The organism is Maribellus luteus (genome assembly GCF_003576475.1).
Lineage (GTDB): Bacteria > Bacteroidota > Bacteroidia > Bacteroidales > Prolixibacteraceae > Draconibacterium > Draconibacterium luteum.
In genome coordinates, this window is sequence record NZ_QWGR01000006.1 from 287,921 (window position 1) to 301,495 (window position 13,575).

Sequence of the window (13,575 nt, forward strand, 5' to 3'; positions counted from 1 at the left end):
GTAGTCAATGAGTAATATCCATTTCATATTAATTCTGGTCTTGTTTATCGTTCAGGGTTGTCAACCGGTACCTGATTCAGAAAAAACGGTTAACACTACCAACCCCTGGACTTATTGGTGGTGGATGGGAAGTGCTGCAACCAAAGAGGATATCAAAATTCAGCTTCAGGAATTTTCAGCTTCAGGAATCGGCGGAGTGCACATCATCCCAATTTATGGTGTACAAGACAATGAGCAGAACGACATCTCTTTCTTAAGCGAAAAATGGATGGAAATGATTGAATACACCATCGATGAAGCCGGAAAGAACGGTTTGGGTGTGGACATTACTTTAGGCACGGGATGGCCATACGGTGGACCTTTTGTAAAAGAAGAAAATGCCGCCAAAAAACTTCAGCTTGAAACGTATGATTTTGGAAATACCTCAAAAATCGTTTTTGATATGGATTCCATCAACGCGAATCCTGAATTTTATGAGCTGTTGAAAATAGTTGCGGTGAACCGGAAAGGGAAATCCATTGATTTGGAGTCATTCAAAACAAAACGGAAAATTGAATGCGATGTTCCTTTCGGTTCGTGGAAACTGGTGTTTTTCTGCGCCGGATTAACCAGGCAAAAAGTAAAGCGTGCAGCTCCTGGCGGAGAGGGATTGGTAATGGATTATTTCAGTTCTGAGTCAGTGGACAACTATCTCAATCATTTCGATTCTGTTTTTACAAATTCTCAATTTGAGATTAGGCCACGAGCAGTTTACCACGATTCGTATGAAGTGTACAGGGCAGACTGGACTACCAATTTTTTCAGCCAGTTTGAAGCGCTTCGGGGATACGATTTATCGGATGTATTGCCGGTATTTATTGATGAGGAACACCCCGAACATCGGTATGTACAATGCGATGTCAGGGAAACGCTGTCCGATTTACTCCTGACATCATTTACCCGGCCGTGGAGCCGTTGGGCGCACCAACAAAAGTTTGAAACAAGAAACCAGGCGCATGGTTCGCCGGGCAATATTCTGGACTATTATGCTGAAGTGACTATTCCCGAAACCGAATCGTTTGGCTCCAGTCAGTTTGCAATCCCCGGTGTCCGGGTTGATGAAGATTATGAAGAAGAACGTTTTGGCCGTCCCAGTCCGTTGATGATGAAGTTTGCTTCGTCGCCGGCACATTTGTGTGGTAAAAAACTGGTGAGTTCCGAAACTGCAACCTGGCTTGGAAATCATTTTAAAGTGGCTTTATCGCAAATAAAACCGCAGATTGACGAATTATTTGTTGGCGGGATTAATCACATTTTTTATCACGGATCGACGTATTCCCCGGTAGCCGAAGATTTTCCAGGATGGTTGTTTTATGCATCAACCAATTTTGGCCGGAATGCTCATTTTAAAGATGAGTTGCCCAAGCTGAATAAATACATCCAAAATTGCCAGTCGTTGTTGCAGAACTCATCGCCGGATAACGATATTTTGCTGTACTTCCCGATACACGATTTGTGGACCAAAGATAAAGGCCAGCTATTGTTGCAGCTTGATGTGCATAAATGGTCGAAGTGGTTTGGTGAAACGGCTTTCGGGGATTTGTCAAAACTTTTATGGGAACAGGGATATTCGTATGATTATATTTCCGACAGGCAAATAGCGAAGCTTCAGGTAAATGATGAAAAGAACCTTCTTCTGAATGGAAACTCAACTTATTCAACGGTCATTGTTCCTGAGCTTGAATTTATTAGTAAAGAAACATTGGCAAAGCTGGAGAAACTGGCGCAGCAAGGTGCAAGCGTTGTGTTTGCAGGTGGTTTGCCCAAACACTTTGCGGGTTACAAAGCCTTTCTGGAGAATAGTCCGGGATTGAGCATTGCAAAGCAACGATTGGCGCAATTACCTAATGTTTATATTGAAAATGAGGGAATTCTGGCGACACTTGACAAGTTGAAAATCAGGAAAGAAAGAATGAAACTTCAGGGGCTTGATTTTATCCGGAAGAAAAAAAACGGAACGCCTTTTTATTTTGTAACAAACCTTTCTGACCGGTTTTACGAAGATTCTGTAAGTATTTCCAGTGGGTGTAACTTTCTTGAAATATACGATCCGCTTGCCAACAAACGAGGCTTTGTTGATGTGGACGGGACAACGGAATCAGGCAAAATATTTTTTCAGTTAGCTCCCGGAAAATCGTGCATTTTGTTTCCACATCAAACAAAGCCTGACTTAAAAGAATGGAAGTATTCCAATCCGTCGGATACGATTGTGTTATCGGGAAAGTGGACCGTGAAATTTATTTCAGGAAACACCGATAAGCTGGCAGGTGAATACAACATTCAATCACTCTCGTCGTGGACCGAATGGGGAGATTCAGCACTTCTGTATTTTTCAGGAAAAGCCAAATATGCCAGTACTTTTAGTTTGAACGGAAAACCGTCACCGGAATCGGCTTACCTCCTTTGTCTGGAAGATGTAAGAGAGTCGGCAGAAGTTTGGGTAAACGGGATTAACATGGGGACAATATGGTCTGTTCCTTTTCAGCTCGAAATTCCGGGTACTGTTTTGAAGGCGGAAAATCAAATTGAAATAATAGTGCAGAATTTATCCGCCAATAAGATAATAGCGATGGATAAAGCGGGAGTGGCCTGGAAGAAATTCAAAGAAATAAATTTTGTGGACATCAAATACAAACCCTTCGATGCTTCGGGCTGGGAACCGTCGCCTTCAGGAATCATCGGAAAAGCATATCTGACTAAAATTAATTAAGCATGAAAGAAATACGAATCAAAGCGATGTCTCAATTATTGAATATTTTATTTATAGCCCTTCTTATTATAACCGTTTTTTCATGCAAGGAGGAAAAACCCAAACAGGGGAATAACGGCATCCAACCGGTGGGCTTTGGCACTATTGAAGTGGAGGGAGCTTTGTGGTCGCGTGCGGCAGCCAGCATGAGCCGTTTGGAGAAAGGCCGGTACCTTCCGGATACCCTTTACTGCATTCCTTCCCGTCAGTATCACATGGAAGAATGGCCTGGCGATATGCCCGGACGTACCATTCTTGCGCTTACACTTTTAGAGCAGGCCACCGGACGAAAGGCAAAGTACCTGGACGAACTGATGACCGGACTGCCCGATCATATCAACGCGAAAGGCTACATGGGAAAAGATTATGGCGAGTTCATCAGCGAACAGCAACTGGCCGGGAACAGCTGGATGTTTCGCTCCCTTTGCGAACAATATCAGTGGAAAGGCGATGCATATTCCCTTGCGCTGTTGCAAGGTTTTGTCGATGGCCTGGCTTTGCCAACTCTCGGGGCTCATAAGGATTACCCAATTAAGCCGGAATTGCGTGAACATGCCGAAGAAATGCTGGGACAATCAACCAAAAAGCTGGATGGATGGATTTTATCTTCTGATGTGGGGTGCGATTTTGTTTTTATGGATGGGGTGGTTCAGGCATACGGAATCCTGAAAACTCCGGAGCTGAAAGAATTAAGTTACGAACTGGTAAATCGTTTTTTTGAGGTGGATCTCTATGCTATCAAGGCTCAAACACATGCATCGTTAACAGCGGTCCGGGCCATCATCAGATTGTATGAACTGACCGGTGATCGCAATCTGTTGGAAAAAGCAATCGAGCGGTTTCAGTTGTATAAAGACAAAGGGATGACTGAAAACTACGAGAATTTTAACTGGTTTCAGCGTACTGACACCTGGACAGAACCTTGCGCGGTGGTCGATTCTTACCTGGCTGCCCTTTCACTTTGGCAACACACCGGAGATACGCAGTATCTTTCCGATGCCCAATTGATATGGTACAATGGAATATGCGTGGGGCAGCGCGCCAATGGCGGTTTTGGATTAAGCACTTGTCTGAATGGTGACCACGTCAACCTCGAAGCATTTATGTACGAGGCACACTGGTGCTGTACCATGAGAGGGGCAGAAGGCATTGCAACCAAAATAAAATCGCTGTATTATACCCATGACGATACCATTTTTATCCCCGACTTTGCTCCCTCGAAAGCAAAAATCGACTTACGCGGCGGGCATTTGTGTCTCTCGCAGAAAACAGATTACCCATTTGGCGAGAAGGTAACATTTACTGTTTCAGAATCGACAGGGGAAAACCCAACTGTTTTTAAAATTTTCATCCCTGAATGGTTTAGCGATATAACACTTCATAAATCGGGAACAGAAATCGACTATCGCCGGGAAAAGAACTATTTAATTTTTTCTGATCATCTTGTCAAAGGAGATATTCTCTCTCTTCGCTTTAAGCAAAAACCACAGGTGCTTCAGGCTCACAGTGCCGGTTCTTATAAAATTCAAAAAGGACCGTTGCTGATGGGAGCATACAATCCGACAGAGAAAATAGCATTGGCAGATCATCCGGAGATAAACGACGTGGGCGACGGAAAGTTATTAATAGCCGGAACAGATACCGAACTGAAACCCATTTATCATGTGATGGACGGAGCGATGGGAATACCGGGGCAGTATAAAATTCAGGTATTGTTTGAAAAGAAATGAATCAATCAACAGTGATGTGCAATATTTCAAAAGATCGTTTTAACTATATAATCATGCAAACCTCAAAAAGGGAAGAGTTTTTATTGAAGGGATATGGCAAGTATGTCTTGTTATTGCCATTGGTTTTCTTTTTATCGCTAAAATTTGTTTCAGCCGGCCTGTCGGTTGATAATCTTCGCTGCGAGTATCTTGTAAATCCGCTGGGTATTCAGAATACAAATCCGAGATTAAGCTGGATTCTAACATCCGAAGAACGAAACCAGGTTCAAACGGCCTATCAGATTTTGGTGAGTTCAACGCCTGAAAAACTTGCCAGCAATAATGCAGACCTTTGGGATTCAGGAAAAATTCTTTCCAATCAAACCAATCAAATTGTTTACAACGGGAAGCAGCTGCAATCGCGGGACGAATGTTACTGGAAGGTCAGGGTTTGGGATAAAAACGGGGTGGTTTCAGAAAGCAGAGCAGCAAATTTTTCGGTTGGGCTGCTGAATTATAGCGACTGGAAAGCAAAATGGATTACACACAATATAGAACCTTTTACCGGCGATAAATACGAGGAACTTTATTTGCCTCCGGCCAGGTACCTGCGGAAGTCTTTTAAGCTCGGTAAGCAAATAAAAAGTGCCAAAGTTTATGCTTCGGCATTGGGGCTTTACGAGTTGAGGTTAAACGGGCAAAAAGTAGGCGATGCCTGTTTTACGCCGGGCTGGACCGACTACAACAAGCGTGTGTACTACAACACATACGATGTAACGGAACTGCTGAAGGAAGGCGAAAATGCGATTGGCGCTATCCTTGCCGATGGCTGGTATTCGGGTTACCTCGGATACGCGCTGTATGTAAAACTGGATAAAGTGAGAGCTTTTTATGGCGAGTCGCCTTCATTTATCGGGCAGTTGGAAATTATTTATACCGATGGAACCAGTGAGATTTTGGCTACTGATCAGAGTTGGAAGGCCAATCTGGGGCCAATTCGCGAAGCCGATATTCTGATGGGAGAAACCTACGATGCCCGGCTCGAAGAAACTGGCTGGGACCAAGCCGGATTTAATGCTGCAAATTGGAAAAAAGCAGATTTAGGATTGAAGTTGTCGGGAGCATTGGAGGCATATCCCGGGGTGTTGGTAAAACACATGGAAGAAATTCAGCCAATAGAGATGACGGAGCCCGAAAAGGGGACTTACATTTTCAATCTGGGGAAAAATTTCGCGGGCATTGTCCGCATCCGGGTTTCCGGCGAACGGGGAACAAAAATTACACTTCGTTACGGCGAGATGCTTCACGATGATGGTTCGCTAATGACTGAAAACCTGCGGAAAGCACGGGCTACCGATACATATATTCTGAAGGGTGAAGGTATCGAAACCTGGGAACCCCGATTCACCTATCATGGATTTCAGTATGTGGAAGTTACCGGTTTGTCTGAGAAACCTGATTTGTCCACTATAACCGGGATTGTTATGAATTCGGACACCAAACCGGCAAGTACCTTCGAGTGCTCTTCTGAAATGAACAATCAATTGTACCAAAATATATTGACCACCCAGTTTGCCAATTTCTTCGACATTCCGACCGATTGTCCCCAGCGCGACGAACGCCTTGGCTGGACGGGCGATGCACAGTTGTATTCTGTTTCGGCGGCTTACAATGCCGATGTTTCCGCATTTTTTACCAAATGGATGCAGGATGTTGACGATGGGCAACTCTGGTACGGTGCGTATCCCATTTTTGCCCCTCTTCCGTACATCCGGCCCTACCATGTGCCGCATTCACCGGCCTGGTCCGATGCCGGTATTATCATTCCGTACAATATGTACAAAATATATGGCGATACGCTTTTGCTTCGCCGGATGTATCCGGGGATGAAGCGGTTCATGGACTTTCAGCTTTCTGAAAGTAACGGTTTTCTGAGACCCGGTTCAGGCAATAATTACGGCGATTGGCTGAGTTTGGGCGCAGAAACCTCGAAAGATTTGATTGCCAGCGCCTATTTTGCGTACGATACAAAAATGATGTCTGAAATAGCGCAATGCCTGAATCAGGAAGAAGATGCAGCGTACTATCAGCATCTTTTTCAGAATATAAAAAAGGACTATGCCCGGCAATATATGAATGAAGACGGAAGCTTGAAGGAACATACCCAAACTGCTTATGCTTTGTCGTTATACATGGGCTTGTATCCGGAGAATCTGAAAGAACAGGGAGCAGCATTCCTTGCCAAAATGATTACGGAGAATGGAAACAGGTTTAGCAGCGGATTTATTGGTACCAAGCATGTTATGTTGGTTTTGTCCGACTTTGGGTACAATGATTTGGCCTACTCCCTGTTTACGCAAACGGAATATCCCAGTTGGGGATACTCGGTTGTGAACGGGAGTACCTCAATCTGGGAACGCTGGAATAGCTATACCAAAGAAACCGGTTTTCTGGGAGGTAAAACCCGGTCGGCGATGAACTCTTTTAGTCACTATTCATTTGGCGCTGTTGCCGAGTGGATGTTTTCCAAAGCAGCCGGAATAAACACCGACGGCCCCGGGTTTCGGAAAATTATCATTAAACCCAGCATCGGAGAAGGGGTAAAATTCATGAATGCCAGTTACAACAGCATTAACGGGAGAATTGTATCTAACTGTAAAAAAAGGGATGACCGGTTGGAATTGCATATAGAAATTCCGGCCAACACAACCGCGCAGATTTATATTCCATCGGTGGAAAAGACCAAGATACGTGAAGGAAAAACATTGATCGGCAAGTCGAACGATTTTTCGATTATCGGAATAAACGGGACTTATACGGTTTTGCAAGCCGGTTCAGGAGTATATGACTTTATTATTGAAAAGTAGCCCGACTGTATAAATATGAAGAAACGCAAAAAACATATCATTTTATTATTGCTGGGTATAGCGTCGGTTGTTTCAGGATATTCCTATTCCATGAATGATAAAAGTCCCGGGACAGAGGAACTCCTTCTTTGTGAATTATTTGAAAAACATCAAGAGCTTCAGGATAATTTGCCCTCTGTTGATACTTTTCCGAAAGAAATGTTTTGGGATTTTAGTGGGTGGAATGATTATGACGGATGGGTTGTTGCTGACCCGATTAAACGGGGAGTTACGGGTGGTACCCTCTGGATTTCTGTTGAAGGGGGAAAGTCCGGGAAAGACATGGATTCATGGGCTTATCAGGTGTGGGGAAGCAATCCAAAGTATGATATTGTTTCTCCCCAAAAATTAAATGTTACTGCTGAGAAATACAATATAATTCAAATGCGCATCCGTAATCTGTCTCCGGAAACCGATGGTTTAATCTTTTGGAGAACCCGCGATGATTCGGAGTCGGATGCCGGGCAGGCGCATTTTTCGATGAAGCCGGATTACCCGGAATGGCAGGAAGTGACCTGTTACCTTCCGGATTCATGGCATGGAACGATTGACCAGATACGAATCAGGCCCGCACAAATGTGGATGAGGGGCGATATCTGGATTGATTGGATAGGAATAGGACATGGAGAACCTGAGGAAAAGTTACCTCGCCCCGGTCTTTGCAGTGAAAAAGTGGTACCGGAGATTCGCCTGCCCGGTATTTCACAGGAAGATTTCCGGCAGGCCTTTGTGGTGCTGGATGAATGTTTGGTTACCGACGTTCCGCTGAAAGGCTTCCATTTTCCTTTTCTGGCGCCGGGAGGAAAATACGGCCAGTCGTGGTGGCAACTCGATGCAAGCCTGAATATTGCGGGGGCAAAATGGGTGAATCAGACGCTTGTTGAAAACATGATGAGGGGGTTTGCCGGAGTTCAGGCGCAGAATCCTGACGGACGGATTGACCTGTGGGGGGGAAGTCCGATGCGAGGTATGCCGGGAAATGTGAGCAGCCTTCCCCGATTTTTTGAGGCTGCCTTTGATGTGGCAACCCGAACCCGGGATCAATCGTTGCAACACCTGATTCTGGAGGTTATGAAGAAATACCTCGCCTATTGGTTTTCTCCCGTTAAAAGGGATTCCGAAAGTGGATTGATTACCGCGGTGTTTGAGGAAAGTTTCAGCGATAAATCGTTTGGCGACCGGAATGCCAGGCCGGGAACACTGGCCCCTGTCGATTTGAATGTGGCCGTTGCCGTGGGTTGTTATAATACTTCGAGGTTGGCCCGTTATCTGGGCAACACAGAAGGCGCGAAAATGTACTCCCTTTTGTTTGAGCAACTTTCTGCTGCAATTAATACGCATTTATGGAATGAAGAGAAAAAGGGGTACTACAATTACGATGTCCGGGAAAATAAACAAAAGGACAGACTTATTTGCACCACGTTTGATCCCATGCGATTGGGCATTGCTCCGGAAGAACGAATCGAAAAAATGATCCCGACGCTGCTGAATCCCGACATTTTTAACTGGGGAATCCGTCCGCTTACAAGCATTGCCAAAACAGATCCTGACTTTGTGGAGGCTACCGGTAATTACGACGGAACAGCGTGGTTTGGCGATGTGTGGACACTGCGCAACCTGTTCATTGTTGCCGGACTGGAAGATGCAGGAAAGCATGATTTGGCTGCAGAATTAAACTGGGCGACCATCAAAATGTTTAACAACAACTACAGTGAATACGTTACCCCGGGCATCGGTTCCGGCGAAGGGGTAAAGCGTTACGGCTGGACTGCTTCCCAATATGTGCAGGGGATTATTGAACACCTTTTTGGAATTCAATACAATCATTTTGAGAGCCGGCTGTCTATTTTTCCTCACATTCCGGAAGAACTGCAGGGGCAGGTTATTTCCATCCGTCGCCTCAGCATACCGGGCAGTAACGACCTTCGGCTAAACCTGACGGTAGATTGTACAACTTCGGAAAAGATGGAGATGAAAATCGAATTTGACGGCGACCTTCCTGATGGTTGTATTTCGGTGATGTTACCAAAATCAACAAATAAAACCTTGACGAAAATGAATGGTCGGGCAGCTAAATTGCCTGCATTCCAGCAGAAAAAAGATAAACAGAATTGTAAGGTTCTGGATGTTCCCATTCAACGATCAGTGATGCTGACTTTTGAATAGAAGTAGTCAACGAGTAATAAATATGAAAATGTAAAATAATGAGACATTGAAAATAGCGACAACCAACGAATAATAATAAACCTACAAAAATGAAAAAAATTAAATGGATCATTCTTCTGTTGCTTACTCCCTGCATTTTGTATGCAACTACTTCCGATTACAATGTCCTTGATTTCGGGGCAGTGGGCGACGGCAAGATCGATAATACGGAAGCGTTTCAAAAAGCACTGAACAAAGCGGCTGAAAAGGGAGGAATCGTTCATGTCCCGTCCGGAAAGTTTCGCTTCAACGGCGTCTTAATAATTCCTCCGGCGGTTGTTTTACAAGGATCCAACGTGGGGCCGGTAAGTGTTTTTTACGATAAGAATACCGTATTGATGGCCTATGCCGGTCGTGGAAATGAAAACTCCGCTCCGTTTATTACAATGGAGTCAGCTTCCACGGTCAAAGGCCTTGGCATTGCTTATCCGGAACAGGTTCCCGAGAACATAGCTCCTTATCCTTATTGCATTCATATTGCCGGAAACAGGTGCAATGTGATGGAAATCACCATCGCGAATGCCTACAACGGGATCGACTGCGGTTCGGTATATCAGGAAGCACATAATTTGCGCGACATCAATATGTGTGCACTCCGCAGGGGAATTTATGTTGACCGGACAACGGATGTAGGGCGAATCGAAAATGTTCATATTCACAGTGTAAGCTGGTGGGATATCAATTACCCGGAAAGGATGGGAAGCCAGATCGAGCTCATCAATAAGTTCACGCAGGAGCATCTTGAAGGCTTTATTATTGGTCGCTGCGACTGGGAATACATGGTAAACTGTTTTGTGATTTGGGCAAAAGTGGGCTTTCGTTTTATCGAAACCAAGGGTGATCCCCGCGGGAACGATCCGCAGTCCAATATCCTGATTACGCAAAGTGGTTCCGATGTCGGTCCTTTGGCCGTGCTGGTTGAAAAAACACAATACCACTGTGGAATCGCATTTTCCAATTGCCAGTTTATGGATGGAATACTGATTGAAGAAGAGAACCAGGGGCCGGTAAAACTTGTGAATTGCGGCTTTTGGGGATGGGCTGAAACGCTGGGCGGAACGCATATTGTGAATAAAGGAAAGGGGACGGTTTACCTGACGGCCTGTAATTTCAATGCCAAAAATTGGGTTGAATGCCACTGGAAACCGGAAATCCCTTTCATCAAAATGACAAACGGAACGCTTCAAATGATGAATTGCCGTTTTCAGGACAACGGGAACACGCCTGATGCACACATCGTTCTCGGAGAAGATGTTCGTGCTGCTGTCGTCATGGGGAATAGTGTTGAAGGAGGAAACCTGCGTGTTGACAACCAGTCGAAAGGGGAAGTGCAGATTTTTGGCAACGTAGGTGAATAGAATCAGAATATAAACCAATTAGAAAATACGAACCATGAACAGACTTAAACTTCTAAAAACAAATATGCTACTGCTTATTTTTGTTTGCCTTTTGTTGAGCTCCGCTGCACAAAGTACAAAGCTGAAACCCGGAGAATGGTTGCGCGACTGGTATCTGGCAGGACCTTTTCCGTTGGTTGAGAGTACGAATGAAAACAAACATCTGCCTGACTTTGACATTGATTTTCTGAAGAAAGTTGGGGGCGAAGCCAAGGTGCTTGTAAGAGAGGGAGCGCCGGTTAAATTTAAAGGCGCTACCGTTCGGTGGAAAAAGCACGAAAGCCCGGAGTCGGTTGTCGATCTCGACCGGGAGATTACGCGCTCTTCGTACGTGACCGCTTATGCTTATACCGAAGTTGAATCTGACGACGAAGGAATTTACATTTTTTCGTTGGGAACCGACGATGGCGGACGATTATGGGTGAACGGGCAACAGGTGTGGGACTGCACGAAAGCGCGCGCTGTAGCACCCGACGATGATTTAATTCCTGTTCGCATCCTCAAAGGGAAAAACACGATTTTGTTGAAAGTCGAAGAACGCACTTCGGCTTGGGCATTCACGGCCCGGTTTCTACCCTTCAATTTGTCCGATTTTGTAAACGGGCAGCAACTGTTCGATGTATCTGTTAAAAAAGATGGTAGCGCCTTGTTGAAATCGTCTGTTCAGAAGCCGGTTCTGGATTTGTTGTTTAAAAATATTGATGCAAAGGTGACCACCGATAAGGGGAAAGAGGAGGTTTGGCAAGGGAACTGGGACTTCGGAAAAGATCTGGTTTTGCCAATCAGCAAGCGGTACCAGGAGAATAAACTCACGATCTCAGCTACTTTGACAAACGGTAGCCCCTGGCAAAAAGAAATTTCATTTTATTCAGGAATGCCTTCTCTCTATACACTTTTTAAAGACAGGGCAACGCCTTATCGCATCATTGTGGCTGCCGATGCTTCGGAAAGTGAACAATGGGCGGCTCAGGAACTTCAGCATTGGCTGGCCAAGATAAGCAAAGCAACTTTTCCGATAAAGACCGACGATGAGGAAATAACCGGGCATGAGATCATTGTGGGGTACAACAAACGCTCGCTGGCGCTTCTGGGGGGCAACGTTGAAATACCTGCCGAAACAGATGACAGTTATGTGTATCAGAACATAAACGAAAATATTCTTTTGCTGGGAGGAAAGCAACGGGGCGCCATGTATGCCGTTTTTTCCTTTCTCGAAAATGAATTGGGGTGCAGATGGTACACATCCAGGGTAAGTGTTATTCCTGAATGGAATGATTATACTTTCAAGTATCTGAATCATGCTGAATCGCCTTCGATAAGGGTTAGGAACGATTTTTACCACGAAGCTTTTGAGCCCGTTTGGGCAGCCCGCAACAAAGTGAACGGGGCGATGAATTTCAGGGAACAACATGGTGGGGTAGAAGGATATTGGGGGGTACATACGTTTTATCAGTTCATGCCCCCTTCTGAGTTCTTCGGAGCTCATCCCGAGTATTATAGCCTGATTGATGGAAAGCGGACGCATGAACGCGCACAGCTCTGCTTGACCAATCCCGATGTACTGGATATAATTACCGAACGATTGAAAAAGGTGATGCGCGAAAACCCGGGATCCCTGATTTATTCGGTTTCTCAAAACGACTGGTATTCGCCCTGCCAGTGTGAAAAATGCCAGTCTATTGTAAAAGAAGAAAAAAGTGAATCAGGCTTGATGATCTGGTTTGTTAATCAGGTGGCCGAACGAATTAAAGATGAATTTCCCGGCAAATATGTTGGTACGCTTGCTTACCAGTATACCCGCAAACCTCCGCAAAATATTAAGCCGCGCGAGAATGTGGTGGTGCGTTTATGCAGTATCGAATGTTGTTTTGCGCACGACTTTAAAAGCTGTCCGCAGAACAAGGATTTTCTGGAAGACCTGCAGGGGTGGGCAGCCATCGCGCCTCATATGTACATCTGGGATTATGTGGTGAGTTTTACCGAATATGTATTGCCTTTCCCAAATTTCAATGTCCTTCAGCCGAACATTAAAACTTTTCAGGAAAACAATGCCATTGGCATCATGGAGCAGGCGGCATACCAGAGCCGGGGCGGCGAGTTTGCCGAATTGCGCGCTTATCTGATTGCCAAATTGCTTTGGAATTCAGAGATTGATGTAAACACGGTGGTCGACGATTTCATGGCGGGGTATTATGGGCGCAGCGGTCAATACATCCGGTCTTATTTCGATTTGTTGCAGAACATCGTTACGCCTGAAACTCATTTTGGTTGTTACCTGAGGCACGATGACAACCTGTTTACCAGTGAATTTGCAATAGAAGCTGAAAAACTTCTGGATAAGGCAGAACGGGTTGCCGACAACGATGAAATTCTGAAACGGGTTGAAATGGCACGCCTGCCCCTGATGTACCTGAAATGCGTAAAAAATCCGGTTGAAGCCAAGATTGACGGGACTTATGACCGCTTTTGCCGGATCGTGGAGCGCGAAGGAATTACCCATCTTTCAGAAAGAGGGGATGCTTACGTGAAGCGATTCCATGAAAATGTGAAGAATGCAGAATAAAAAACTC

General features: G+C 45.1%; 6 protein-coding genes. All 6 read left to right on the forward strand.

Annotated features, from left to right (window positions below; all coding sequences use genetic code 11):
* The first annotated feature begins 7 nt into the window (after positions 1-7).
* The 6 genes from D1614_RS13020 (at position 8) to D1614_RS13045 (ending at position 13,568) form a co-directional block, all read left to right on the forward strand.
* Positions 8-2,749, forward strand: a complete 2,742-nt coding sequence (locus D1614_RS13020; RefSeq protein ID WP_119438376.1) for a glycosyl hydrolase — start codon at positions 8-10, stop codon at positions 2,747-2,749.
* A gap of 2 nt (positions 2,750-2,751) precedes the next feature.
* Positions 2,752-4,518: a beta-L-arabinofuranosidase domain-containing protein gene (locus D1614_RS13025; RefSeq protein ID WP_119438377.1), complete on the forward strand. Its 1,767-nt coding sequence runs from the start codon at positions 2,752-2,754 to the stop codon at positions 4,516-4,518.
* Between the two features lie 53 nt (positions 4,519-4,571).
* Positions 4,572-7,364 carry an alpha-L-rhamnosidase gene (locus D1614_RS13030; RefSeq protein ID WP_162304497.1) on the forward strand — a complete coding sequence of 931 codons (2,793 nt, stop codon included), beginning with the start codon at positions 4,572-4,574 and terminating at the stop codon, positions 7,362-7,364.
* A 15-nt stretch (positions 7,365-7,379) separates the two neighbouring features.
* On the forward strand, positions 7,380-9,569 hold the full coding sequence (locus D1614_RS13035) for an MGH1-like glycoside hydrolase domain-containing protein (protein WP_119438379.1): 2,190 nt from the start codon (positions 7,380-7,382) through the stop codon (positions 9,567-9,569).
* 89 nt (positions 9,570-9,658) lie between these two features.
* Positions 9,659-10,966: a glycosyl hydrolase family 28-related protein gene (locus D1614_RS13040; RefSeq protein ID WP_119438380.1), complete on the forward strand. Its 1,308-nt coding sequence runs from the start codon at positions 9,659-9,661 to the stop codon at positions 10,964-10,966.
* Between the two features lie 34 nt (positions 10,967-11,000).
* Positions 11,001-13,568 carry a DUF4838 domain-containing protein gene (locus D1614_RS13045; protein WP_119438381.1) on the forward strand — a complete coding sequence of 856 codons (2,568 nt, stop codon included), beginning with the start codon at positions 11,001-11,003 and terminating at the stop codon, positions 13,566-13,568.
* Positions 13,569-13,575 lie beyond the last annotated feature (7 nt).